Annotated in this window: 23 protein-coding genes and 1 riboswitch; of the genes, 17 read left to right on the top strand and 6 right to left on the bottom strand. The window is 44.7% G+C overall.

Going from position 1 to position 25,184, the window contains the following annotated elements:
- The first annotated feature begins 39 nt into the window (after positions 1 to 39).
- The 3 genes from ACYQ2O_RS04200 (at position 40) to ACYQ2O_RS04190 (ending at position 2,983) form a co-directional block, all read left to right on the top strand.
- Complete coding sequence (locus tag ACYQ2O_RS04200; RefSeq protein WP_346024955.1) at positions 40 to 891, top strand: bifunctional 5,10-methylenetetrahydrofolate dehydrogenase/5,10-methenyltetrahydrofolate cyclohydrolase; 852 nt, start codon at positions 40 to 42, stop codon at positions 889 to 891.
- Between the two features lie 14 nt (positions 892 to 905).
- Entirely contained in the window at positions 906 to 1,478 is a 573-nt protein-coding gene (locus tag ACYQ2O_RS04195) for a 5-formyltetrahydrofolate cyclo-ligase (RefSeq protein ID WP_346024954.1), read from the top strand.
- Between the two features lie 53 nt (positions 1,479 to 1,531).
- Positions 1,532 to 1,628, top strand: a riboswitch (THF riboswitch).
- 395 nt (positions 1,629 to 2,023) lie between these two features.
- The gene (locus ACYQ2O_RS04190; protein ID WP_346024953.1) at positions 2,024 to 2,983 is read left to right on the top strand and encodes a folate family ECF transporter S component; all 960 of its coding nucleotides are present in this window, start codon (positions 2,024 to 2,026) and stop codon (positions 2,981 to 2,983) included.
- 108 nt (positions 2,984 to 3,091) lie between these two features.
- Here ACYQ2O_RS04190 and ACYQ2O_RS04185 read toward each other — a convergent pair whose 3' ends face one another.
- From ACYQ2O_RS04185 to ACYQ2O_RS04160, 6 genes are all read right to left on the bottom strand, one after another.
- Complete coding sequence (locus tag ACYQ2O_RS04185; RefSeq protein ID WP_346024952.1) at positions 3,092 to 3,511, bottom strand: hypothetical protein; 420 nt, start codon at positions 3,509 to 3,511, stop codon at positions 3,092 to 3,094.
- Between the two features lie 84 nt (positions 3,512 to 3,595).
- On the bottom strand, positions 3,596 to 4,891 hold the full coding sequence (locus ACYQ2O_RS04180; protein ID WP_346024951.1) for a Y-family DNA polymerase: 1,296 nt from the start codon (positions 4,889 to 4,891) through the stop codon (positions 3,596 to 3,598).
- A gap of 324 nt (positions 4,892 to 5,215) precedes the next feature.
- Positions 5,216 to 5,653 (bottom strand): organic hydroperoxide resistance protein, encoded by a 438-nt coding sequence (locus tag ACYQ2O_RS04175; RefSeq protein ID WP_346024950.1) that lies wholly within the window; start codon positions 5,651 to 5,653, stop codon positions 5,216 to 5,218.
- Between the two features lie 93 nt (positions 5,654 to 5,746).
- Positions 5,747 to 6,571 carry a sugar-phosphatase gene (yidA, locus tag ACYQ2O_RS04170; RefSeq protein WP_346024949.1) on the bottom strand — a complete coding sequence of 275 codons (825 nt, stop codon included), beginning with the start codon at positions 6,569 to 6,571 and terminating at the stop codon, positions 5,747 to 5,749.
- Positions 6,572 to 6,604: 33 nt separating this feature from the next.
- Positions 6,605 to 7,948, bottom strand: coding sequence for an HD domain-containing protein (locus ACYQ2O_RS04165; protein ID WP_459796051.1), 1,344 nt, complete (start codon positions 7,946 to 7,948; stop codon positions 6,605 to 6,607).
- Positions 7,949 to 8,044: 96 nt separating this feature from the next.
- The gene (locus ACYQ2O_RS04160; protein ID WP_346024947.1) at positions 8,045 to 8,884 is read right to left on the bottom strand and encodes a lipoate--protein ligase family protein; all 840 of its coding nucleotides are present in this window, start codon (positions 8,882 to 8,884) and stop codon (positions 8,045 to 8,047) included.
- A 175-nt stretch (positions 8,885 to 9,059) separates the two neighbouring features.
- Between ACYQ2O_RS04160 and ACYQ2O_RS04155 the strand changes: the two genes are divergently transcribed.
- The 14 genes from ACYQ2O_RS04155 (at position 9,060) to ACYQ2O_RS04090 (ending at position 24,960) form a co-directional block, all read left to right on the top strand.
- Positions 9,060 to 9,500 carry a YwiB family protein gene (locus ACYQ2O_RS04155; protein ID WP_346024946.1) on the top strand — a complete coding sequence of 147 codons (441 nt, stop codon included), beginning with the start codon at positions 9,060 to 9,062 and terminating at the stop codon, positions 9,498 to 9,500.
- 66 nt (positions 9,501 to 9,566) lie between these two features.
- Positions 9,567 to 10,166 (top strand): DNA-directed RNA polymerase subunit delta, encoded by a 600-nt coding sequence (gene rpoE, locus ACYQ2O_RS04150; protein ID WP_459769622.1) that lies wholly within the window; start codon positions 9,567 to 9,569, stop codon positions 10,164 to 10,166.
- A gap of 416 nt (positions 10,167 to 10,582) precedes the next feature.
- The gene (locus ACYQ2O_RS04145) at positions 10,583 to 12,190 is read left to right on the top strand and encodes a CTP synthase (RefSeq protein WP_346024944.1); all 1,608 of its coding nucleotides are present in this window, start codon (positions 10,583 to 10,585) and stop codon (positions 12,188 to 12,190) included.
- A gap of 157 nt (positions 12,191 to 12,347) precedes the next feature.
- Positions 12,348 to 13,205, top strand: coding sequence for a class II fructose-1,6-bisphosphate aldolase (fba, locus tag ACYQ2O_RS04140; RefSeq protein WP_346024943.1), 858 nt, complete (start codon positions 12,348 to 12,350; stop codon positions 13,203 to 13,205).
- 224 nt (positions 13,206 to 13,429) lie between these two features.
- Positions 13,430 to 14,365, top strand: a complete 936-nt coding sequence (locus ACYQ2O_RS04135; RefSeq protein WP_459769620.1) for a nuclease-related domain-containing protein — start codon at positions 13,430 to 13,432, stop codon at positions 14,363 to 14,365.
- A gap of 611 nt (positions 14,366 to 14,976) precedes the next feature.
- Complete coding sequence (locus tag ACYQ2O_RS04130; RefSeq protein WP_346024941.1) at positions 14,977 to 16,047, top strand: LLM class flavin-dependent oxidoreductase; 1,071 nt, start codon at positions 14,977 to 14,979, stop codon at positions 16,045 to 16,047.
- A 12-nt stretch (positions 16,048 to 16,059) separates the two neighbouring features.
- A complete protein-coding gene (locus ACYQ2O_RS04125; RefSeq protein WP_459769618.1) occupies positions 16,060 to 16,626 on the top strand; it encodes an NADPH-dependent FMN reductase in 567 nt (188 codons plus the stop codon).
- Between the two features lie 238 nt (positions 16,627 to 16,864).
- Positions 16,865 to 17,425 (top strand): biotin transporter BioY, encoded by a 561-nt coding sequence (locus ACYQ2O_RS04120; protein ID WP_346024939.1) that lies wholly within the window; start codon positions 16,865 to 16,867, stop codon positions 17,423 to 17,425.
- A 92-nt stretch (positions 17,426 to 17,517) separates the two neighbouring features.
- Positions 17,518 to 18,789, top strand: a complete 1,272-nt coding sequence (locus tag ACYQ2O_RS04115; protein WP_346024938.1) for a UDP-N-acetylglucosamine 1-carboxyvinyltransferase — start codon at positions 17,518 to 17,520, stop codon at positions 18,787 to 18,789.
- 26 nt (positions 18,790 to 18,815) lie between these two features.
- Positions 18,816 to 20,072: a transcription termination factor Rho gene (gene rho, locus ACYQ2O_RS04110; protein WP_346024937.1), complete on the top strand. Its 1,257-nt coding sequence runs from the start codon at positions 18,816 to 18,818 to the stop codon at positions 20,070 to 20,072.
- Positions 20,073 to 20,271: 199 nt separating this feature from the next.
- A complete protein-coding gene (locus ACYQ2O_RS04105) occupies positions 20,272 to 20,526 on the top strand; it encodes a type B 50S ribosomal protein L31 (protein ID WP_091265428.1) in 255 nt (84 codons plus the stop codon).
- 161 nt (positions 20,527 to 20,687) lie between these two features.
- Positions 20,688 to 21,743 carry a D-alanine--D-alanine ligase family protein gene (locus ACYQ2O_RS04100; protein WP_346024936.1) on the top strand — a complete coding sequence of 352 codons (1,056 nt, stop codon included), beginning with the start codon at positions 20,688 to 20,690 and terminating at the stop codon, positions 21,741 to 21,743.
- Positions 21,744 to 21,779: 36 nt separating this feature from the next.
- Positions 21,780 to 23,174: a UDP-N-acetylmuramoyl-tripeptide--D-alanyl-D-alanine ligase gene (locus ACYQ2O_RS04095; RefSeq protein WP_346024935.1), complete on the top strand. Its 1,395-nt coding sequence runs from the start codon at positions 21,780 to 21,782 to the stop codon at positions 23,172 to 23,174.
- A 322-nt stretch (positions 23,175 to 23,496) separates the two neighbouring features.
- Positions 23,497 to 24,960, top strand: coding sequence for a DEAD/DEAH box helicase (locus ACYQ2O_RS04090; RefSeq protein WP_346024934.1), 1,464 nt, complete (start codon positions 23,497 to 23,499; stop codon positions 24,958 to 24,960).
- Positions 24,961 to 25,184 lie beyond the last annotated feature (224 nt).

Here is a 25,184-nt window from a genome sequence, read left to right as displayed (position 1 = left end):
CACCTGTTTATTATCAATCATTAAAGACGGAGGGACTTTATGACTAAAGAATTGAAAGGCAGACCTGTAGCAAAGGCATTACTGGAACGGACCGTGAAAACGGTGGAAGACCTTAAGAAAATTGACTGCTATCCGACTTTGTCCATTGTAAGAGTAGGAGACGATAAATCATCCATTTCTTATGAGAATGCGGCGATAAAGACTATGCAGCAGTCTGGTATTGCAGTGGAGCCTGTCGTTTTTAAAGAAACAGCAGATGCCGAAGAGGTCCTTCAATCGATAGAGGCACTCAACCAGAAAGCTGATATTCATGGGATATTGGTCATGCAGCCGCTGCCGGACACTTTGGCCCGCAATGACATTGCGCGTTGCCTTAACCCAAATAAGGACATCGATGGACTGACACCTGAAAACCTTGGTCGGGTAGTGGAAAATGATCCGACCACTCTCGTCCCGAGCACGCCTAAAGCAGTCATGGCTTTACTTGAATTTTATGGAATAGAAGTTGAAGGAAAAGATGTCTGCGTCATCGGGAGCAGTCCGGTCGTCGGCAAACCCTTGTCCATTATGCTGCTGAATGAAGAAGCGACTGTTTCGAATGTTCACGTAAAGACGAAGGATATCAAGCATTATACGTGCCAGGCGGATATCGTGATTTCAGCGACAGGTGTTGTTGAACTGATAAAAGCAGAACACATCAAGGAAGGCGCCATAGTCATTGATGTAGGCTTCGGATATAAAGACGGCAAGCCTGTGGGTGATGTCAGCTATGATGATGTGTATGAAAAAGCTGGAGCGATCACCCCCGTACCTGGGGGAGTCGGGTCAATCACGACCGCGATACTGGCTGAACAAGTCGCTCAAGCTGCATGGAATCAGCGTTCGGATTAAAGGAGGAAGAAAGTATGGGGAAAGAAGACTTACGAAAAGGAATGCTCCTCTCTCTTGAAAAAATCGGCTGGCTCGAAAGAAACCGTACGGAAAACGATCTGCACGATCACTTGTTTGAGTCGGACTTATGGAAGAATGCTGTCTCCATCGGTGTGACTGTTTCAAGCGATCGGGAGTGGGACACACGAACGATTATTGAACGGGCCTGGGACGAAGGGAAGACGGTCTGTGTGCCGAAATCGATTCACGAAACAAAAGATCTCCATTTTTATGAAATCAGTTCGTTCAGACAACTGGAAAAAGGGTACTTCGGACTTGAAGAACCCTTACCGGAAAAGACCACTCGTCGTGAACCGGAAGACTTGGATCTGATGATCGTTCCCGGCCTGATTTTTACATCGGCGGGCTACCGCATCGGATACGGGGGCGGATATTTTGACCGGTTACTTGCTGGTTTCAACAAGCCTACTGTCTCGCTGCTTCATTCCAATCAGATCGTCGAATCTTTTCCGATTGAAGCACATGATGTGCCGGTAGACTTTCTGATAACCGAGCAGGGGTTGAAGAAAACTGGACTTGATCAGTAAATTATCGTCACCCTATTGAAGATATCGGGCAAGTCGCTTATAATAGAAAAGGAAAAAGAGTAAGAGGAAAACGTTAAGTGCTGGGTGGATGGGATGTTGCCTCCAGACGAAGAAACGGTAGTTTTGCGATTTTTCTCTGCATCCGCTTGAAAACTGAATAGTTTTTTAGTGAGGACTCTTTAATTTTACTGGGGCTGCCGTACTCAGTTTAATGCCCTTTTTCAGTCTGTTGAAAAGTACAAGTTCCGTGTAGTAGCTGATACTATCTAGCTACACGTACCAGCCTCTCGAGAAAAAGATAAATTTACCCATTGCGCAGGATGCTCTTCTGCCGCATACTCTGTCTCTACGCATTAAAATGCTAGAGTCACAGCAATTCGGGGCAAATTTCCACTACTCGCTATCGCTCCGGCGATCTCTAGTATATCTGTAAGAGCTGAAGCTCAAACAGATACTAAGGTATTTTCTTGTCGAGGCTGAACGGCACGTGAAGCTTTTTTTATTCGTTGGCTGAAAGAGAACTAAAATTAAAGGAGATCTTCGATATGACTGCAACACCACATACTGGCAGACGCCAGAACAAATGGTTCCACTATGGGTTTATCGGTCTGGCTGGACCTTTATGCCTGGCTTTTCTCATTCCTTTCGCACGTTCACAAAGCGGAATGGGTGGACTCAATCAGCTGCTTGACGGAACTGGAGATCTGCAGACGATTCTGACAGACATGCTCTTCCTTGCATTCTTTACAGGACTGCTACTGCTGATCAGTGTGGCCGTATCCGGACGGCTGGAAGAAGAAAGTATGCTGATCAGTCTGCTTCTCGGCCTCCTGGTTACAGGTGCACCTTTTCTGCTTTTCCTCCAAAGAGAACTGCTTCAGACCAATCTAGTTTATGAAGACAATGGCCTTATTTACGGCATCGCCTTCTTATACTATATCTGGCTGCTGGTTTTCCGGGCTGTCCGCTTATCCAGGTGGACAATGAAGAACCGGACATTAGGCATTGCCATTGTTGGCCTACTGGTCGCAATGAATATTACGCTCGGGATGGTAGGCGTTACGACACCAGTGGTCCGTATTACGTTCGCTTTCCTGCCAACCGCTTTGATCGGGATGCTTTTCGGACCATGGATAGGCGGATTTGGGGCAGTCATGGCTGATATTTTAGGTTTTATCATCGGTCCGGGTGTCGGTGGATTCTTCCCTGGATTTACCTTGTCAGCCTTTCTGACAGGACTTATTTACGGGCTGTTTCTTAACAAACGTGACGTGACTTTGAAACGGATCATAATGGCTGAAGTGCTGATTGCTCTGTTTGTCAACCTGACATTGAATACAATCTGGATTCATATTCTGACTCAAAATCCGATTGCTGTTCTTCTGCCGCCTCGACTTATTCAGAATGCTGTCATGGTCGTTGTGCGCATTGCCACTGTACGATTCTTTGCCGGCAATAAACAGATGAAAAAGATTTATGCTAAATTCTCTACGGCACGGCATTAAATAAGGCATTTGTACTGTCACTAACATTGAATATTATGAAATCAGATATCAGTACCCTTCTGGATGAAATGAAGACAGCCTTCTTTCATCCAGAAGGGCTTTTTTCGTTCAGTAAGAAACTGGCTGCCGCTGGTATTTTTCAAACCAGGAAGCAGCATCGATCCAGCTGATGTGTCTGATATCTTCCAGTCGGATCTGTCTGATTGAGCGGTCGCGACGTTCAATAAATACGATGGAGCCTTTAAAACCTTTTACAAGCCCTTCCGTATCGGGAAGGTAGTTCCCGTCTTTTATCATATCGAGCTGAATGGCCAATGGCTTTTTTGATGTATAGCTTTTATAAAGAGAGGCGCTGATGTCTTCGAGTGGCTGATTCTCTTTTGGAACGATCACGGCTGACTGGCTGGCCTTTTTCTGCTTTTTCAGTGCTTCAGCATGGTCAGACAGCATCATGCCCATCCATTTCATTTTTCCCCGATCCTTGTACCCCAAAGCATCAGGGGACAGTTTGATTACATCTTCCTGCATGTTGATCAGCTCCTTTCGTTTTAGTTTTTAAGTATGAATTTAACTCTTTTCTGCCTGCTCTTTGAGGCATGTACAGAAAGCAGTTTATTTCTGAGTACCTGATCGATGACCGCCAAGAAGCTTGGACCGGTACATTGCCATCCCGCCGCTGGTCAGGCTGCTGGCGTGAAGTAGAGAAGTGTAGCCATATTTATGTCTGATGGAGTCGATCGTCTGATCCAGATCCTCCTGGTTGATCAGCTTTTCAGCGGAATCGAATAATGAAAGCTGAAGGGCGGACTTCGGTTCGATTTTCCCGAAGGTGACATTGACCACCCGGACAGGAAGGGATCTGTAGTGACGATGGAAGAGAATCAGGAGCCCTTCAATGATTTTTTTAGATGAGTCTGTTTTTTCAATCGGCAGCTGGTGACTGAAGCCGCGGTCCATGACATCTTTTGAGTAACCGATACTCAGTTTCACCAGTCCAGTCGTCAGATAATGTCTGCGCAGGCGCCCGGCATTCTCTTCAGCCATTTCACGTATCACAATTTCCACTTCATGCTTTACGGTGTAATCTCTGTTCAAAATCTGATTTTTACTGAAAGAGGTCTCTTTAGGTGTGAATGTATCAGACAGTCGGGTCCGGTCGATGCCGTGGGAGTGAAAGAAGAGCTGCTCACCAATGACTCCAAACCGTTTCTTCAGTTTTCTGACATCAGCCTGTGACAAGTCATGGATTGAACGGATACCGATTCGCTCGAGATGTTTCTCCGTTTTTGATCCGATCCCCCAGAAATCTTTTAAGGGAGAAATTTTCCATACCGTATCCTGCACATCATCATAATGCCAGGCTGCGATAAAATTGCTTTTCTGATCGTGTTTAGCCGCATGGTCCAGAGCGAGCTTGGCCAGAAGAGGGTTGTCTCCGATACCTACAGTGACGACTAGCTTCATTTCTTTCCATACGAGATACTGGATGCGCTTGGCTATATCTTCAGTACTGCCGAACAATCTGTGGGAACGTGTCACATCCAGAAAAGATTCATCGATACTGTAGACATGAAGGTCTTCGTCCGAAACAAAGCGTTTGAAAATGTTCACGATGTCCAAGTTTTTTTCTAAGTATAAGGCCATTCGGGGTTCAACTATGTCGATCGACGCATCTTTTGGGATTTCATATACCCGCGTCCCTGTTTTGATTCCGTAAAGTTTTTTGACCATGGGGGAAGAAGCCAGTACCAGTCCACCATGATTGTCCGGCTTACTGACAACGGCAACTTTGGCCTTGAGGGGGTGTTCCTTTCTCTCAACTGCTTCAACCGAGGCAAAAAAAGACTTTACATCGATACATAATATATCTCTACGTGGCTCTCTGGAGTAATCCATTATTTGAAGCATGGCAAGGACCTCCTTTAAGGGAATGTATGTTTGTTTTAATTATAGGAACATATATTCGTTTCGTCAAGGGGAACGCGTGGGTAGTGAGATGATGAAGGTGCTTCAAGTCAGGTGAAAGGGCTCTGAAAAGAGGAAGGGGTAAGGATTTGGCCTTTCTATATTTGTATTTAAAAAAGGAGAGCGGAAGATCGAGTGAAGCGAGCCGAAAACAGCGAGTCTCACATCTTTCAGCCCAGTTGATTCCTTTAAGAGACATCATCAGAACAGAAAAAAGAGCCGTCCATCAAAATTGATGGATCGGCTCTTTTCGATACAGGAGTGAGTTTATTTTCCGTCTACATATGGCACAGCTTTGACTGTGGCTTCGATATTTCCCTTAGTAGCTTTTGAGTAAGGACAGAAGGCGTGCGCCTTATCTGCAAGTTTCTGGGCCTGTTCTTCATACATGTCTTCAACACCGACTTCGATTTCTACTCCTAATTTAAATCCGCCATCATCGGGGTCTTTCATCAAGTGAACAGTCAAGGTGACTTGAGATTTGTTGTCGATCTTCTCTTCTTTTTTATAGTGATCCAGGGCAGCGTGGAAACAAGCACTATAACCTAAAGCAAACAGCTGCTCAGGATTAGTTCCGTCTCCAGATCCACCCATTTCTTTAGGCGTATCGACCTGCACCTCATATGAACGATCAGGTGTGTGACTTTCTCCTTCTCGCGCTCCTGTATTGACTGCGGCTGTAGTGTAAACAACTTTATCTGGCATAGTTAAAACGCTCCTTTTCTATAGTCTACTATCAGCATAGCACTAAAAAAAAGAAAGGCTAAATGATAGCCTTTCATTAATATATATCAAATTTTAAGATACGCAAGTTTCGAGAACAAAGGTTTCAAGTGCCTGTGCTACGCCGTTCTCACGGTTGGAAGCTGTGATATGGTCGGCAACGGCCTTGACTTCATCACGCGCATTGTCCATCGCCACACCAATTCCGGCCCATTCGATCATATCCACATCATTTCCCCCGTCGCCGAGAGCCATGACGGATTCACGTGGAATATTCAGTAGTTCAGCCAGATCTTTAACGGCGGTTCCTTTGCTGGCCTGTTTGTTCAGGACTTCAAGGAAGAAAGGTTCGCTGCGAAGGATTGTATACTTATCCCATAAGGATTTAGGAAGACGGGAAATTGCCGCTTCCAGAACAGGTTCTTTGTCGATCATCATCATTTTATTGTAGATAACAGATGGATCCATGTCTTCAGGCTTACGGTAAAACAGCGGCAGGCCTATAAGGTAGGCTTCACGGACAGAATATTCGCTAATGTCGCTGTTCGGTGTAAAGATTCCTTCATTGTGGATAGCATGGAAATGTGAACCGGCTTCTTGAGCAGCTGCCTGCAAGGTAAGGTAATCGTCATGATCCATCATATGTCTGACGACTACTTTTCCGGATTTGACTTCCTGTACCAGTCCGCCGTTATAAGTGATGACATAATCATCATCAGCGCTCAGATCCAGTTCTTTCAAAAAGGCTGTGGCGCCTGGGAAAGGACGTCCGGTGCAGATCACGATTTTGACGCCGGCCTGTCGGGCAGCCTGAATAGCCTGCTTCACCTCTGGACTGATTTTATGTTCTTCATTCAATAATGTGCCATCCAGATCAATGGCAACTAATTTGATCGTCATGCCTGTTCTCCATTCTTTGCTTCAATGTATTTTTTAATCTGTTTCATTAGGGTGGATGATTGCTCCGTTGACAATGTGGCGCTGGAACGCATCGTATTCCTCCTGAAACATATTAATGTTATCGCTTTGTTCTTCCAGAAATTCTTTCGGGACATACAGGCGGTGGTCGCCGTGCAGGTTCCCGCTCAGTGTCTTGACTATGGAACTGACCTTGCTGAGTTCGACAAGTGTCCCATCCGACTGCATAAGATGAATCGGTGTCTTGTTTTTCAATTTATAGTCATACGGCAGATCAGAGCTGCTATTGGTCATAGTATAGAGGTTCTTATCGTATGTCAAGTGCCCGACTATATCCCTCAGAGTCTCCACCACATCATCGTCTTTTCCGTCGATATACGTAACTGATTTCAGCGGTTTGCGGTGAAGGAACATTTTAGACAGTTCGCTCAAGTAGGCATCATCACTTTCAGTCCATAAAATAATGGCCGTCTGAAGTACGCCGTCGTCCAGTTTCAGATAGTCGTCCAGAGTCGGGTCTTCTTCGAAAAACGGATCGAGAAGGTCGAACGCCGGATACAGCTCCTGATCTTTATAGAGCTGTTTGGCCCGGTAGAGAAGACGGTCGAGAGTGACTTCCATTCCCCGAGATGCCGGGTGGAAATACACCTGCATATACATCTGGAAACGACTCACGATATAGTCTTCCACCGCATGCATGCCCTGATACTGGAAAGCAATGCCGTCTTTATAGGGACGGATCACTCTGAGGATGCGGGACAGATCGAAGGCGCCGTATGTGGCACCGGTGAAAAAGGCGTCTCTCTGCAGATAATCCATCCGGTCCGCATCGATCTGGCTGGAGATCAGCTGAACGACTTGAGGATTCGGATGCTGCTTGGTAATGACACTGGCCACCTGGTTCGGAAAGTCGTGAGATACGCGCTTAAGGATCGTATTGACTTCCGTTCCCTCGGACAAAATAATATCCGTCGTCAGAGACTCGTGGTCCGTATTGAAGATTTTTTCGAATGTATGGGAAAAGGGGCCGTGCCCGACATCATGCAGTAGAGCTGCGCATAAGGTGACGAGGCGCATGGAACAGTCCCAGTCATCCGGGTAGTTGCGCTCGAACATATCCACTATCCGCCGGGATAATTCATAAACGCCCAGAGAATGGGAAAAACGGGAATGCTCCGCACCATGAAAGGTGAACTGGGCGGTCCCGAGCTGTTTGATCCGACGCAGACGCTGAAATTCCTTGGTGTCGATCAGATCTAAAATCAGTTTGTGTCGGACATGAATGTAGTCGTGCACAGGATCTTTAAATACTTTTTCAATAGGCAGGCGGTCCTGCTTTTCAAATGAGTCGATACACATAGTTGTCGGTTCTACTCCATCTTCTTCTATTTAACAAGAAGGTGCTGTGTGAAGTAGACCATTCCTTCCTCTCTTAGCCTCAAGCACTGAGGGGGATCAAGGTAGTAATTTGTCATTTCGGGTGATCATTTTCTGAAGGCCTTCGTCGTAAGCAGAGGCGATGGATGCTGTCATATCGCCCTGAACCAGTGTGACACCGGCCTGAGTAAATACAGAAAGCAGATGCTGCTTTGTTTCCTCAATAGTTAAGGAAACACCGAGTGCATCTTCCAGCGTCGTCATCACGTTCGGATTCACAGCAGGAAAGCTCCATCTGGTTTCGGATCCGTCCAGACCTTTGGTATAGAACTCGCGGATCATCTCTGCCCGATGGGTCTGGTCCCCGGATACACTGAGGTAAATCATTACAGCGATTCCGCCTCTGATCCGTCGCTGGGCAATACCGGCAATTTTTCTCCCCTCGATACTTAAATCGAATTCACCCGGGCAGTAAGAGTCTGCAATTTCATACGCATCGACCGTTTTGTTATAGCGAGAAAAGGCCGTCTGAACGACTTGATGCATTCGGGAATAGGCCTCGTCGATGGACAGTCGCTCTTCGCCTTCAGGAAAGATCATGGAAAAGTTCAGCACTCCGCCATCACTCACAACAGCTAGTCCACCTGAGTTTCGGACCAGATAGTCGTAGCCGCCGGACGCAAAAGCTGTCAGGGCATCGCTAAGGAATGGAAGCTTGGTATCCATCATTCCTAAAATGATCAGCGGATCAGTCTGCCAAAAGTGCAGGATGGGCTGCTTCTTTTCTCCCGCTTCTTTGATAAAGGCATCCGTCAGCGCAAAAGGAGCGAAGCGGTGATTTGAATAATCAGCCGGCAACTTATCATAAAGCAGAAAAGGCTGTGTGTAAGCATTAAAATAAGAATGGGTTTCAGTCATAATGTCCGTCCTTCATGTTATCTCATTAATTATTTCATCGTCAGTTTCTTTCAGTATACCAAAAATCAACGGGGTTAGGATACAGGAGTCGAATATAGAATGAGACGCCGAATATGATTTATGATAAACTGTATAGGACAGACAATCAAAAGAGAATAAGGAAGGGGTAGTGCTTGTGCCTTCAAGAGATTTAAAAAACGGTCTGCCGGCCGAAGTGAAAATGGAAACATCCTATATACAGAATGGAGAAACGCATCAGCATTCGTTCGAAGAAAAAGGACGAGTCGTGTACATGAATAACAGTTACTACATTCGATTTGAAGAAACGCATGAGGAAGCAACAGTTCCAGTGACGGTCAAAATCAATCCTGACGGAGTAGTGAATCTGATCAGAAATGGTGAGCGGACGATGCGTCTGACCTTCAACAGTGACAGACATACAGAAACCAACTACGCCACACCCGTGGGAATCATTCCGCTACAGGTACTGACCGACGATTTGAGAGTTAGCTATTATGACCGCCCGTTTTCCGGAAGAGTCTATATCGATTATAAACTGCATGCAAATGGACAAAAACTAGGGGAGTATCAAATTAGATTGCGTTTTACAACGTAATCATGTAGTATAAATTAGTTGAAGAGAAAGTTTAATGAAACCGATGAGAGAAAGGACGTTACAGTCGTGGAATTAAATCAATTTAAAGGCCAGGCAAAAGACGAACTGGCTATGGTAGATGTGGCTCATGCCATCCTTGAAACAACTGGACAAGTGACTGATTTCAATGACCTGCTGTCAGAAGTGGCAGACTATCTGGAGCTGGATGATGAAACATTGGAACGTGAAATGATTCAGTTTTATACTGATTTGAATGTAGACGGACGATTCATTTCCTTAGGCGACAACCGCTGGGGTCTACGTGCGTGGTACCCTGTCGACTCGATCGATGAAGAAATTACGCATGATAACGATGCAGAGGACGAACGACCGCGCCGCAGAAGTCGTACCGGATTTGACCAGGCTTATGATGACGAAGAAGTCGAAGAAGTCGAAGAAGTCGAAGAAGTCGAAGAAGACGAAGAAGAGGAAGAAACCATCAAGTATGGGGACCGCGTCGAAGTCGATGAGCATGGTGTCATGGTCGATGACGAAGATGAAGAAGACCTTGGAGAATACAAAGACGATCTTGATGATCTTGGCGATGAAGACGAGGACAGCGAAGAGCTGAAAGGCCTGAACATCGTTGATGATGAAGATGTGCTTGAAGACGAGGAAGACGAATAAGAATAGAGATGGGCTAATTGATAACCGAGCCTGTCGGAAAAAGCTGACCATCCGTCTATCGGGGTCAGCTTTTTTGATGCGTAAAAATTCGTAGATTAATAGGCGAGATCGAATAAAGCGTCTGCAGAATAAAAGTGTAAAAGGGCATCGATATGGCGGACGGATGGTTCCGGTGATCATTAATTCCGCTGCTCTACTCAAATGGGGAAACTGACAGAATTCGCACTTGACTTACAGCAATTAGGTCTTTAAACTATTTATTGGGCACCCTACGTACATGTTATGTATATGAAGGGTCAACAAGACAGAATGTAAGACAGTTCAACGCTCCCTATTTCATTTATTAAATGGAATAGGGAGTTTTCTGTTTTTTGAGACATTTTGCCTTTCCTTAAAAGAATTATGGAGGGAGTACTATGACAAAGTATATTTTTGTAACAGGCGGAGTGGTATCGTCAATCGGAAAAGGTATCGCGGCAGCATCTCTTGGCCGACTGTTGAAAAATAGAGGACTGAAAGTAACGATTCAGAAATTTGATCCTTATATCAATGTGGATCCAGGAACGATGAGTCCGTATCAGCATGGAGAAGTGTTTGTAACGGATGATGGCGCTGAAACGGATCTGGATCTGGGGCATTACGAGCGGTTCATCGACATCAATTTGAACCAGTATTCAAATGTCACGACAGGGAAAGTCTATTCTGAAGTGATCAACAAAGAACGTCGCGGTGATTATCTGGGCGGAACGGTTCAGGTCATTCCGCACATTACAGATGAAATCAAGAAAAAGATCATGCGTGCGGCACAAACGACCGATTCGGACGTGATCATCACTGAAGTTGGTGGAACAGTAGGAGACATCGAGTCATTGCCTTTCCTTGAAGCTCTGCGTCAGATGAAAAGTGACGTCGGGTCCGACAATGTCATGTATCTGCATACGACACTGATTCCATACCTTAAAGCGGCAGGTGAAATGAAAACCAAGCCGACCCAGCACAGCGTAAAAGAACTTCGAAGCCTTGGAATCCAGCCAAACGTGCTGATCGTCCGCTCGGAATATCCGGTTGAGCAGCATACGAAAGATAAACTCGCATCCTTCACCGATGTGGATTCCAAAGCGGTCATCGAATCTTTGGATGTCGATACGCTTTATTCAATCCCGTTGAACTTACAGAAACAGGGACTGGATCAGATTGTAGTCGATCATCTGAAACTGGATGTGCCGGAAGCGGATATGACTGAATGGAAAGCGCTAGAAGAGAAAGTGCTGAACCTGAAGACGTCTACTCGAATTGCTATTGTAGGGAAATATGTGGAACTGCCGGATGCATATTTGTCCGTAGTTGAAGCACTGAAGCATGCCGGCTATGCTGCAGATTCGGATATCAACATCAAATGGGTCAATGCAGAAAAACTGTCTCCAGAAGAATTGGTCAGAGAACTGGATGATGTGGACGGCATCCTCGTACCGGGTGGATTCGGAGAACGCGGTCTGGAAGGGAAAATGCTGGCGATTCGATATGCACGGGAAAACAGGATTCCATTCTTCGGTATCTGTCTTGGCATGCAGCTGGCAGCTGTGGAATTTGCCCGTAACGTAGCCAAGCTTGATGGGGCTGGATCTGCGGAAGTCAATCCTGACATTGAACACAACATCATTGACTTGATGCCGGATCAGAAGAATGTGACGGATATGGGTGGAACACTGAGACTGGGTCTATACCCATGTCAATTGCAGCCGGGTACAGTGACCGCGGAGGCCTATGACAATCAGGAAGTCGTTCAGGAGCGTCACCGTCACCGTTATGAATTTAACAATAGCTACCGTGGACTGCTTGAAGAAAAAGGACTGATTTTCTCTGGTGTTTCTCCAGACAACAAACTGGTGGAGATCATCGAAGTGGCCGATCACCCTTATTTCGTCGGCTGCCAGTTCCATCCGGAATTCATTTCCAGACCGAACAGACCTCAGCCGTTGTTCAAAGCCTTTATTGAAAAGTCATTAGAAAACAAGAATAGATAAATGATAATGAGGCTGGATTTATGAAAGAAATTGAAAATAGAGAGACAACCTAATGATTAATACTAGTTTTATTGTGAAATTTTGTATATAATAATAAGCGAGACCGAGGGCGTATATCGGTTTAAAAAGTGCGCAAAAATTTGAGGAGGCTATATTTATGAGTCGTTTAGTAAGTATGACAGACATGTTGAACAAAGCTTTGGCTGAAAAATATGCAGTTGGGCAATTCAACATCAACAACTTAGAATGGACACAAGCCATTTTACAGGCAGCACAGGAAGAAAAATCTCCAGTAATTTTAGGTGCTTCTGAAGGAGCAGTTAAATACATGGGTGGATTCACTGTTGTTTCTGCTATGGTTAATGCTTTACTTGAAGAAATGGACATTACAGTTCCTGTGGCTCTTCACCTGGACCACGGTTCATCATTTGATACATGTAAAGCTGCGATCGATGCTGGATTCTCTTCAGTTATGATCGACCACTCTCATGATCCAATCGAAGACAACATTTCTTTCACTAAAAAAGTGGTTGAATATGCTCACTCTAAAGGTGCGTCAGTTGAAGCTGAAATCGGTACTGTCGGCGGAGAAGAAGACGGCGTTGTCGGTGGCGTAATGTACGCTGATAAAGAAGAATGTAAACGTATTGTTGACGAAGCTGGAATCGATGCCCTAGCAGCTGCTCTAGGATCTGTACACGGAGACTACGACGGAGAACCTAAACTTGGATTTGACGAAATGAAAGAAATTTCTGAACTGACAGGTGCACCACTTGTACTTCACGGTGGATCAGGTATCCCAACTCACCAGATCGAAAAAGCAATCGAATACGGTCACGCTAAAATCAACGTAAACACTGAGCTTCAGCAAGTATGGGCTAAGCGCACACGTGAAGTTATTGCTACCAACGAAAAAGTTTACGATCCTCGTAAAATCATCGGACCTGGTAAAGCAGACATCACTGAAACAACTAAAGCTAAAATGAGAGAATTCGGTTCTTCAAACAAAGCTTAATTAAAATAAAATAGAGACGCGAGGGCCCGTGCTTTCCCGTCAACAGAATCACCCTCTTGAGCTGTCGCCAGTTCCTGAGGGTGATTTTTTTATGAAAAGTGAGGTCCGTTTTTGAGTGAAAATATTCTGCTTTTGATAAACGCCGCCAGTCAATTTCGTGAGAATTCAATCATTTGGACAATATAATGAATGAAGACAAATTGATCAGCTGGAGGAAAGAATCAATGAAGGTAATGAAGCCGCGGGAAGCATCTAAAGAACTCAACGTGCTGAGAGCTCTGAACCAAAGGCAGGCATATTCATTTGAACAGAAGCAGAATCTACTGAATATGGAGAAGGGATTTATTGGTGAAAGGCAGTTCGACGAGATGGGAGAGAAGTATCTGGAGCAGGAGTGTGTGATGCTGCAGGATCTTGCGCTGACCATCAAAGGAAACACAGTGCAGATCGATTCAGTTTTCCTGACTTCAGAAGTCGTGTATATCTTTGAAGTCAAGAACTACGAGGGGGACTTTATTATGAAAGATGGCGACATCTATACAGTAGCCGGCCAGGAGATATCGAACCCGCTCACCCAGCTTAATCGAACGTCGTCTCTTCTGAGGCAGCTGCTGCAGTCCTGGCAGGTCAAAATGAGTATCGAAGGCTACGTTGTGCTTATCAATCCGGCATGTATGCTGTATCATGCGACACCTGCCGACCCGTTCATTTTCTATGGGCAAATTCAATCCCGTCTGACCGAAATCAATCGTAGACAGCGGAACGAGCCATGGGGAATAAAAAAGATGAAGAGACTGGCAGAAAAACTGATTGAAGAACATAACAAGGAAGGGCGCATTCAAATCAAAAGGCCGGCGTATACTTATGAGGAATTGAGGAAGGGGATAGCTTGTACGCGATGCAGTAGTTTTAGTGTGCAAGTTAATCAACGCTCATGTAAATGTTTAGTTTGCGAGCATTCATCGTCATTGAACAGTGCAGTCATCCGACAAATTGAAGAGTTTATACTTTTATATCCTGCTGAATTACTGACGACTGAAAAAATATATAGATGGTGTGGACAAATTATTCCAAAAAAAAGAATACGTGGGATACTCTCTGAAAATTATACTAGAGTAGGAAATAAATCAGGCACAACTTTCAAAAAAGAGAGTAAATAAGGAGTGTAATCGTCATAGGACGATTACATACGCCCACTCAGATAGATTTTGTCTTTGAGTGGGGAATAAATATCATACTATTGCCCACTCAGTGAATCTGGACTAACGAGTGGGTCATAAATGACAAATTAGTGCCCAGTCAAAATCGATTTGGATTTGAGTGGTAAAAAGATTGCTGATTACTACCCACTCAACAGAACCATGCTATTGAGTGGGCAATAGTAGGACAAACAGAGAGAAAACCACCCAAAAACGATAGAACCTCCACAAACCAGACAGTTCAAAATAATGAAGCGGTCGGCTCGACCGACCGTTTTCCACTTTAAAAGCCCTTAAAGGATAACATACGAAACCAAGACGGCAAAAAAAATCATACGAATTAGAGATAAAAGACTTACTATAAGTTAGTTTATGGTGTATACTGTGTAACAGAAGATGAAGTAGAGCACACGTAAGTCATAGGAAAGACTGGATTGCTGCTACTGAAACTAGAACAACTCGATTGGGCGGGGAAAAATGAGGTTATGATATCCTCTGCCCGCCGAATCTGAATGAGATCCCCCAGTAAAAGTCGAAGCACCGACTGAAATTTAAACGAAAAGAGTGATGACATGAGTTTTAAACAATACCGAATCGATGACAGCAAAGGCCTGGAGTTCGGCTTGTATACTTTAGGTGACCATTTAAAGAACCCGCATATAGACAAACGGATTTCGCCTCAGCAGCGGCTGCAGGAAATCATTGAAATGGCTAAGCTGGCAGAAGAAGCAGGCATTGACCTGATCAGCGTAGGAGAAAGCCATCAGGATCACTTCATTACGCAGGCGCACTCGGTTGTTCTGTCGGCAATCGCCCAAGCGACAGAAAAAATTAAAGTGAGCAGTTCATCCACAATCATCAGTACGTCTGACCCGGTGAGAGTCTACGAAGACTTTGCCACGATCGATCTGATTTCAGGTGGTCGGGCAGAAATCGTAGCGGGACGAGCTTCCCGTGTAGGCTTGTTCGAGCTTTTAGGATATGATCTGCATGATTATGAAGAACTGTTTGAAGAGAAATTTGAACTTCTGCTACAAATAAATAAAGAAGAAGTCGTCAACTGGGAAGGAGAATTTCGTCAACCACTAAGGGATGCGCATATTCTTCCACGTCCGCTTAATGGAAGCCTGCCGATATGGCGTGCTGTCGGTGGCACACCGGCCAGTGCAATGAAAGCTGCTTATCAGGGCGTGCCGATGTACCAAGCGATGCTAGGAGGACCAGCGTCTGTATTCAAGCGTCCGATTGATGCCTATAGAGAAACACTTGAAAGTCTTGGCCAGGATTCATCAGAATTTCCTGTTGCGACAGCTGGCTTCTTTTATGCAGCGGACACGACGCAACAGGCATTGAAAGAATATTACCCGCATATCAACGAAGGCATGAAGCTGACAAATGGACGTGGTTTCCCTAAGCAAGCATTTGCCCAAGGTGCTCATCTAAAAAATATCATGAACGTCGGCAGCCCCCAGGAGATCATCGAGAAAATCCTTTACCAGCATGAGACATTCAATCACCAGCGCTATATCGCTCAAATGGATTTCGGCGGCGTGCCGTTTGATAAGATCATGCGAAATATAGAGTTGATAGGAAATGAGATTTTACCGGCAGTCAAAAAGCATACAGCCAAAGCGAAAGCATAAGGAGTGACTAGAGTGAATATTACCCTGCTATCCGGCTCGACGATCGGGTCTAAAACGAGAACAGCGATGAACTATACAAAAGATATCATTGAACGAAACTATCCTGATCATGAGGTTACCCTTCTGGATCTGGCTGATTTTGAGCTGGTTTTCAGTGATGGACGGGACTTCAGAGAATATAAGGGAGACACAAAAGTTGTGACCGAGACGATTATGGCGTCTGACATCATCCTCATAGGTACACCAATCTTTCAGGCATCCATTCCCGGTTCTTTGAAAAATGTGTTCGATCTGCTTCCTCAGGATGGACTGAGAGACAAAACAGCAGGCATACTGGTGACGGCGGGGTCGTCCAAACATTACCTGATTGCTGAAACACAACTCAAACCGATCCTTGCTTATATGAAGGCTCAAATCGTTCAGACCTACACCTTCATGGAAGAAAGAGACTTCTACCGCAAGGAGATTGTCAATGAAGATGCAGTATTCAGGATCGAGCGTCTTGTAGAAGATACAATGGTCCTTTCCGAAACGTATAAAGAGGCTAGGCGCATTAAAGAAGAACAATATGGGTTTTAAAGCGAATAAATTCTTACAGAACATTAACAATCGTTAGTGTTCTGTATTTTTATGTTGAAAAAAAAAGTAAACCCTGTATGATTATGATTGTGGGCAACTGTATATTCTAAAGCATTGTTCACGTCGTCACATGCTAACCGTTCGCATTACAAGAAAATGCAAATGAACTTCTGATGATAGAAACCATCTTAATTAGTAGTTCACTATAAACTAAATGAAATGTTAGTAGGTTAAAGAAATGAAAAAACCATCTGCACATGACCTTACTCAAATAGCCTTATCCGCAGCACTCCTTGCTGTCTCTTCAATTGTCGTCTTACCAATTGGAGTTATCCCAATCACTTTACAAGTATTCTTCTTTTTATTTATTCCGGCGTTATTAGGACCAGTCAAAGGTCTGATGACGATTATTTTGTATATCGTTATGGGATTGATCGGAATGCCTGTATTTGCTGGGGGAAGCGGGGGCATGGGAAGTATTCTTTCTCCGTCTTTCGGTTATATCGCGGGAGCACTGGCTGTCGCATGGATAGTCGGGTCAGGATTAAAGAAACAGAGAAATAAATGGGAAATGACAGGGATCATGAGCCTGGGATTAGTCGTACTGTATATAACAGGTATGAGCTACCAGTATATTCTTATGAATGCCGTACTTGACTCACCGATTTCACTTGTGAGCATTGTCAGCATGAATCTGACGGTCTTTCTTCCTATTGATGCGCTTAAAATGCTACTGGCTATCGCCTTATATGACAGACTGTCCAGCTTGCCATTCGCAAGGCGTATCGTTAAACTGTAAGCAGTCCGACTTTGAAAAGTAGAATGACTTAATAGTACAAATAGAGAACTTCAGACAACCAATAATCGTATAAACAAAAGTGAGGACTTATAATGACACAAAAATTAATCGTAAATGGTGGACATGACTTATCCGGGGAAGTAACGATTTCAGGAGCAAAGAACAGCACAGTAGCGCTGATCCCAGCGTCAATTCTTGCTGATTCACCTGTTACGCTGGAAGGCGTACCAAACATTGCAGACGTCCACTCGCTCATCGAAATCCTTAATGACATGAATGTAAAAACGCACTTTGAAGGCACAACTCTGACAGTAGATCCTACAGAGATGGTATCGGTTCCCATGCCTACGGGTAAAATCAAAAGCTTAAGAGCGTCTTATTATTTTATGGGCGCGTTACTTACTAAGTTCGGACAAGGCGTCGTGGGTCTTCCTGGTGGATGCTTCCTTGGTCCGCGTCCAATCGACCAGCACCTGAAAGGGTTCAGAGCCTTGGGTGCTACTGTTGACAATGAAATGGGTGCAATGTATCTCAAGACAGATGAAGATGGTCTCCAGGCGGCGCGTGTCTACTTCGACGTCGTGTCCATTGGAGCAACGATCAATGTCATGCTGGCAGCAGTAAAAGCTAAAGGCAGAACGATCATCGAAAACGCTGCGCGTGAACCTGAAATCATTGATGTAGCGACGCTTCTAAATAATATGGGGGCAAAAGTACGTGGAGCAGGAACAGACATTATCCGTATAGATGGTGTCGAAGAGATGCATGGATGCCGTCACACTGTAATTCCTGACCGCATCGAAGCAGGCACGTACTTGATCATGGCTGCGGCAAAAGGGAAAGATGTCGTTATCCGCAACGTCATTGTCGAGCATCTGGAAAGTTTGATCGCAAAAATGGAAGAAATGGGCGTGCCTCTTGAAATTGGGGAAGATTACGTTCGTATCACCAAGCCGGAAGGGAATCTGAGAGGTGTTTCTATAAAGACACTGCCTTATCCTGGTTTTGCGACCGACTTGCAGCAGCCGTTTACACCTCTGCTTATGATGGCGCAAGGTGAATCGATGATCGTGGATACGATTTATCCGAAACGCATCAAGCACATTCCGGAACTGAACCGTATGGGTGCTAAGGCTCGTGTGGAAAGTGATGTCATCCTAATCGAAGGCGGCACACATCTTGAAGGAACCGAAGTCAAAGCCAGTGATTTGAGAGCCGGAGCTTGTCTTGTAGTAGCCGGTCTGATTGCTGAAGGACAGACGACCATTGGCGGAGTAGATAATATTCTTAGAGGATATGATCATATTGTAGAAAAATTGACCGCTCTTGGCGCAGACATTTACATGGAAGAGAGTGGCGATTAAATTATAGGAATAGGGGATAGGGACGAGTGGCAAATTTTTTAACTTTCAGTGATTTACAGAACATGACTTTAAAAGAGATTTATGAGCACGCTAAGCGATTGAAAATACCTTATTACAGTCAGATGAACAAAAAGGAACTCTCTCTGGCTGTTATTCGCGCGCAGGAAGAAAAGCAGGGGTATTTCCAGGTCAGCGGGGTGCTCGATAAAATCAACAGCCAGGACTTTGGTTTTTTACGTCCGATCAATTACTCTCATAGTAACGAAGATATTTATATTTCAGCCTCTCAGATGACGCGTTTCAGCTTGAGAAATGGAGATAAAATCACCGGTACAGCGCGTCCGCCTAAAGCGGGAGAACGGCACTACGGACTGATGAACGTCAAACTGGTCAATGGAAAGAATCCTGAAGAAGCTAGAGAACGCCCTCACTTCCCGGCCCTTACACCGTTGTATCCGGATCGTCGAATCAACCTTGAATCATCCGAGAACGAACTGTCTGCACGAATGATCGATCTCGTGGCTCCGATCGGGTTCGGACAGAGAGGACTGATTGTCGCACCGCCTAAGGTAGGGAAGACGACATTGCTCAAAGAAATTGCCAACGGAATAAAGGCAAATCATCCGGAAGTTGAACTGATTGTCCTGCTTATCGATGAACGCCCCGAAGAGGTAACCGATCTGGAACGGAGCATCGATGGAGAAGTCGTTCATTCGACATTTGATCAGCAGCCGCAGAACCACGTCAAAGTGAGCGAACTGGTTCTCGAACGTGCAAGACGACTGGTTGAGGACAAGCAGGATGTAGTTATCCTTATGGACAGCATCACACGTCTGGCTAGAGCATACAATCTTGTGGAACAGCCAAGTGGGCGTACGCTTTCAGGTGGGATCGATCCTGCAGCTCTCTACAGACCAAAGCGTTTCTTCGGGTCTGCCCGTAATGTTGAAGAAGGCGGCAGCATGACGATTGTCGCAACAGCATTAGTGGATACTGGAAGCCGAATGGACGATGTCATTTATGAAGAGTTCAAAGGAACGGGTAACATGGAAATCCATCTGTCCCGAGAACTGGCTGAGCGACGCATCTATCCGGCAATCGACATTAAAAAATCAAGTACCCGTAAGGAAGAAATGCTTCTTTCCAAAGAAGAATACGAAGCGGTCTACAAACTGCGTAGAGGGATGCGCAATGATTCACTGGAGTATACGGATCAGTTCATCAAGACATTGAGACGTTACGGGAAGAATGCCGCCTTTGTAGAAAAAGTACTTAAGCAGTAATCATCTAAATAATGCGCAGAAAAATGGGACATTCCATTGCAACAGACGGCAGGATATGTTACTATGTCTAGTGTTGCATATATAATCAAGCCGATGAAGGAGACCAGTGCCTAGCGCTGATCACCCAGTCGCTGACTTAAAGGATTAAGATAACTATGGAACCGCAGAGGTTTCATGGCATGAAGGAGTGAAAAAAGATATGAAACAAGGAATTCATCCAGAATATCGTCAAGTAGTGTTCATGGACACAACGACAGGATTTAAATTCATGTCAGGGTCTACTACAACATCAAACGAAACAGTTGAATGGGAAGATGGAAAAGAGTATCCGCTTATCCGTATGGAGGTTACATCTGACTCTCATCCGTTCTACACTGGACGTCAGAAATTTGCTCAGGCAGATGGACGTATCGACCGTTTCAACAAGAAATACGGTCTTGCAGACGAAGAATAATCGGTTTAAAGCTCTGGCTAGTCAGGGCTTTTTTCTTTGCCCAAAATATAATTGGTATCCGATACCCAATTATATTGTTGCTGCGGGAAAATATGCTAAAATGGGATTAGATTCTGTTTTGCCTATGTAATAAACTATCAGCTTAATACAGGAGGAAACGAATGAAACTTTATCTGATCTATGGAGGAAAGAGTGCGGAACATGAAGTATCCATCAAATCCGCTTACTCGATTTTACAGAAAATATATTATGATCATTACACAGTCATACCGGTTTATATCACAAGGGAAGGTCAGTGGTACAAGGCTGGAAATGTGAACAGCAAAGATGATATTCCTGAAGTGAAAGAAATGAATCAGATCGCCAAGAAACAGCCGTTCAATTTCATTGAAATGATGGAAGGTGAATCGGTAGCTTTCCCGGTGCTTCACGGCCCGAATGGTGAAGATGGGACGGTCCAAGGACTCTTTGAAGTGTTCGACATTCCTTATGTAGGAGCTGGCGTGCTTGCAAGTGCTGTCGGTATGGATAAAATCATCAGTAAAAGTGTATTTAAAGAAGCAGGCCTGCCAATCCTGCCTTACAATGAGGTAAAACTGACTGACTGGAAAGTTGATCCTGATAAAGTCAAGGACGATCTGATTCAGTATCTAGGCTTCCCGATGTTTGTCAAGCCGGCCAATCTGGGATCAAGCGTGGGTATTACCCGAGTGCTTGAAGAAACCAAGTTAAAAGAGGCGATCGAACTCGCATTCGAATACGATACAAGAATCGTCGTGGAAAAAGGCGTCAAAGCGAGAGAAATCGAAGTAGCTGTCTTAGGCAATGAAGACATTCATACATCAGTTCCAGGTGAACTTATCAAGCATAAGCCTTTTTATGACTATGAAGACAAATACCTGAACCAGGAAGTGATTAGACAGGTCCCTTCAGATATTTCAGATGAGTTGACCAAAAAGCTGAGGGAGCTGGCAGCGCGTGCCTTTCACGCTATCGATGGCACTGGGGTGTCTCGTGTCGATTTCTTCCTTACTGAAGATGGAGAAGTCTACGTCAATGAAGTCAACACTTTCCCTGGGTTTACGAACAACAGCATGTATCCTAGAGTATGGGCAAAAACGGGTCTGCCTTATGAAGATCTGATTGAAGAAGTAATTCAGCTGGGTATCAGACGTCACAAGGACCGTCTTGAGCTTAATACAAGACGAAACAAGTAAGAAGGAATCAAGGAACAGAAGGAACGGAGAGAAACAATGGCAAAATGGACATTAAAAGAAATAGCTTCAGCTGTAGATGGCAAACTGATTGATGGGGACGACAATCTGAAGATAGAAGGCGTATCGTTTGATACGCGTTCGCTGCAGACCGGTGACCTGTTCATCCCTCTGACTGCTGAGAGGAACGGGCATGATTTTATCGAAGCAGCGATTGAAAAGGGAGCGGCTGCCAGTTTCTGGAGTGATGACACAGAAAAAGCTCCGGAAGGCTTCCCGATCATAGCAGTAGCGGATACGGAAAAAGCCTTTCAGCATTTCGCGCAGTATTATCTGAACAAAGTAGGGCCTAAAGTCATCGGGATTACTGGAAGTAACGGAAAGACGACAACGAAAGACATGGTCGCAGCCGTTGCTTCTGCCAGATACCGGACGTATAAGACAGTCGGGAACTTCAACAATCACCTGGGACTGCCGTTTACGATACTCAATATGCCGGAGGATACAGAAGTGCTTGTACTTGAAATGGGAATGAGTGAACGAGGGGAGATCGAAGTGCTTTCTCAGCTGGCGCATCCTGACATTGCTGTGATTACGATGATCGGAGAATCCCATATTGAATTTCTCGGGTCGCGTGATGCGATTTCTGAAGCTAAACTTGAAATCGTTAAAGGGATGTCGAACGGCACACTGATCTATCCAGGCAAAGAACCGCTGCTTCAAGATAAAATAGCAGCAGGGTATGTGGATGCGACTGTAGGCAAGCGTCTGACTTTCGGAAAAGAAGAAGGCGTGGATCTATATCCGGTCACAGTGGAAGCCAGGTTAAAACAGACCGTCTTTACGACTAATGCGGATCCTGAACATTCATGCACGCTGCCGGTCCCTGGAATCTACAACGTTCAAAATGCACTGGCTGCTGTTCTAGTTGGAGAAGAGATCGGTATATCCAATACGGAAGCCTATGTCCAGCTTGAGAACTTTGAACTGACCAAGAACCGTCTTGAATGGATCGATGGAATCAATGAATCCACTCTGCTCAACGACGCATACAACGCCAGTCCATCATCAATGAAAGCCGTTCTACGTTATTTCCAGGAAATCGATGTCCCTAAGCGAAAAATCATTGTACTAGGAGACGTGCTTGAACTAGGTGAGCATTCAAGAGCCATGCATGAAAGTCTGAGTGAAGCGATCGACCCTAAGAAAGCCGATCTGATCGTCTTATACGGGAAAGATATGAAAGCTTTATATGATAAACTGCTGCCTCAAATGAATGAGCAGAACCTTCAGCATTTTGAAGGAGACAAGCAGCCACTGATTGATTATCTGGAGAAACAGATCAAAGAAGAAGATACGGTTCTACTGAAATCAAGCCTGAGTACAGGGATGCTCGAAGTTGTGACTAAGTTAAGTCATGGAAAAGAAGGGTAAAACGTATTCATTTCACTGAGGTATGAAAACGAGTTGAAAACAAGGCGCCCACGTGTTAAGATAACATCTGGAATGAAGTGAACCGTTCGTTTAATGGATACGTCGAATTATCCGTATAGAATTTAAAATTAAATACTGAGTCAAGTTAACTATGATCCCTGGTGTCTCGCATCGAAAGTGAGTGACGAACACTAGGGTCTTTATTTGAACAGAAAAGAAACAAATCTGTTCATTGCTTTCGAAGTTTCTCTTATGCAAGAGTGACTGTACCTTGGCTCGTAAACGAATGAACGCTAAGGAAAATATTAGGAGGAAACATTCTTTGGAATTTAATGAACTAGATTTACTACCTGAACTACTCAAATCCGTACAGAACATGGGATTTGAAGAAACAACACCAATCCAGGAGCAGACGATCCCGCTTGCACTTGCAGGAAAAGACGTCATCGGACAAGCACAGACAGGAACAGGTAAAACTGCCGCTTTCGGTCTGCCTATGCTTCAGAAAATCGACGTCAAAAACCACAATGTTCAAGGGCTTGTTATCGCCCCTACTCGTGAACTGGCTATCCAGACACAAGAAGAACTATTCCGTTTAAGCAAAGACAAGCGTGTGAAAGTAACATGTGTCTACGGTGGAGCCGACATCGGACGTCAGATCAAGCAGATCAAAGGTGGCGCACAAATCGTTGTTGGAACACCTGGTCGTATGCTTGACCACATCCGTCGTAAAACATTGAAACTGAACCAGGTTCAGACATTGGTACTAGACGAAGCTGATGAAATGCTTAATATGGGATTCATCGAAGATATCGAAACAATCATTCAGGAAATACCAGCTGAGCGTCAGACCTTGTTATTCTCAGCAACTATGCCGGCTCCGATCAAACGTATCGGTGAACGCTTCATGCAGGACCCTGAAACAGTTCGTATCAAAACGAAAACACTATCTGCTTCAACTATCCAACAGTACTATACAAAAGCGCGAGACAACGAGAAGTTTGATATCATGACTCGCCTGCTGGATGTACAGAATCCTAAGTCGGCTATCGTATTCGGACGTACGAAAAGACGTGTCGATGAACTGGCTAAAGGACTTGAAATGCGCGGATACCAGGCTGAAGGAATCCATGGAGACCTTTCTCAAGGCAAGCGTATGAGCGTCTTGAAAGACTTTAAAAAAGGTAAAATCGATATCCTAGTAGCAACAGACGTCGCTGCCAGGGGGCTGGATGTCAGCGGACTGTCACACGTATACAACTATGACATTCCTCAAGATCCTGAAAGTTATGTTCACCGTATCGGACGTACTGGACGTGCTGGTGAAGAAGGCGTAGCTGTTACATTCGTCACGCCTCATGAAATGGGCTACCTGCGTACAGTTGAAAAACTGACTAAACAGCCAATGACGTCTCTTCGTCCACCTACAAACGACGAAGCGCTTGAAAGTCAGCTGCAGACAGCTATGGCAGACATTCAGGAAATGATCGATCAGAATGGCCTGGATAAGTACGAAGCTGCTGCTGAAAAGCTCCTGAGTTCATACTCAGCTGAAGATCTGGCTGCTGCTTTAGTTAAGAACATGGTTAAAGATCCGACAGATGTACCAGTAAGCATCACACCTCAGCGTCCGCTTCCAAACAAAGATAAGCGACGTGGCGGTGGCGGAAAAGGAAAAGGAAACTATTCCAACAACCGTAGAGGTAAAGGTGGAAACCGCAACTATAAAGGTAAAGGACGTTCTGGAGATAAAGGGAACCGTTCGAATAACCGCCGTTCAAACTAATGAGCGAATTGAATAAATAAAACTAGCCGACTGATCATCTGTTCTTGTTACATTGAACAGGTGATCAGCCGGTTCTTTTTAATCTAATCTTAAATTACTATGTGTAAAATAGTTGTCGGAAAGTAAAATAGTAGGGCAAGAAATTAAAGTAGACAAAAAGAAAGAAGACCCTTAATCTAGAGATAACCACAAATCCAGAAAAGAGGTCTTCTTATGAATCAAAT

The organism is Alkalibacterium sp. m-11, from assembly GCF_054658155.1.
This window is presented reverse-complemented; position numbering and strand designations above follow the sequence as displayed.

Coding starts and splice junctions, on each gene's coding strand:
- ACYQ2O_RS04200 (WP_346024955.1), top strand. CDS start 40: ATGACTAAAGAATTGAAAGGCAGACCTGTAGCAAAGGCATTACTGGAA.
- ACYQ2O_RS04105 (WP_091265428.1), top strand. CDS start 20,272: ATGAAACAAGGAATTCATCCAGAATATCGTCAAGTAGTGTTCATGGAC.
- ACYQ2O_RS04165 (WP_459796051.1), bottom strand. CDS start 7,948: ATGTGTATCGACTCATTTGAAAAGCAGGACCGCCTGCCTATTGAAAAA.
- ACYQ2O_RS04160 (WP_346024947.1), bottom strand. CDS start 8,884: ATGACTGAAACCCATTCTTATTTTAATGCTTACACACAGCCTTTTCTG.
- ACYQ2O_RS04135 (WP_459769620.1), top strand. CDS start 13,430: ATGAAGGTAATGAAGCCGCGGGAAGCATCTAAAGAACTCAACGTGCTG.
- ACYQ2O_RS04195 (WP_346024954.1), top strand. CDS start 906: ATGGGGAAAGAAGACTTACGAAAAGGAATGCTCCTCTCTCTTGAAAAA.
- ACYQ2O_RS04190 (WP_346024953.1), top strand. CDS start 2,024: ATGACTGCAACACCACATACTGGCAGACGCCAGAACAAATGGTTCCAC.
- ACYQ2O_RS04120 (WP_346024939.1), top strand. CDS start 16,865: ATGAAAAAACCATCTGCACATGACCTTACTCAAATAGCCTTATCCGCA.
- ACYQ2O_RS04115 (WP_346024938.1), top strand. CDS start 17,518: ATGACACAAAAATTAATCGTAAATGGTGGACATGACTTATCCGGGGAA.
- ACYQ2O_RS04185 (WP_346024952.1), bottom strand. CDS start 3,511: ATGCAGGAAGATGTAATCAAACTGTCCCCTGATGCTTTGGGGTACAAG.
- ACYQ2O_RS04095 (WP_346024935.1), top strand. CDS start 21,780: ATGGCAAAATGGACATTAAAAGAAATAGCTTCAGCTGTAGATGGCAAA.
- ACYQ2O_RS04180 (WP_346024951.1), bottom strand. CDS start 4,891: ATGCTTCAAATAATGGATTACTCCAGAGAGCCACGTAGAGATATATTA.
- ACYQ2O_RS04100 (WP_346024936.1), top strand. CDS start 20,688: ATGAAACTTTATCTGATCTATGGAGGAAAGAGTGCGGAACATGAAGTA.
- yidA (WP_346024949.1), bottom strand. CDS start 6,571: ATGACGATCAAATTAGTTGCCATTGATCTGGATGGCACATTATTGAAT.
- fba (WP_346024943.1), top strand. CDS start 12,348: ATGAGTCGTTTAGTAAGTATGACAGACATGTTGAACAAAGCTTTGGCT.
- ACYQ2O_RS04130 (WP_346024941.1), top strand. CDS start 14,977: ATGAGTTTTAAACAATACCGAATCGATGACAGCAAAGGCCTGGAGTTC.
- ACYQ2O_RS04175 (WP_346024950.1), bottom strand. CDS start 5,653: ATGCCAGATAAAGTTGTTTACACTACAGCCGCAGTCAATACAGGAGCG.
- ACYQ2O_RS04145 (WP_346024944.1), top strand. CDS start 10,583: ATGACAAAGTATATTTTTGTAACAGGCGGAGTGGTATCGTCAATCGGA.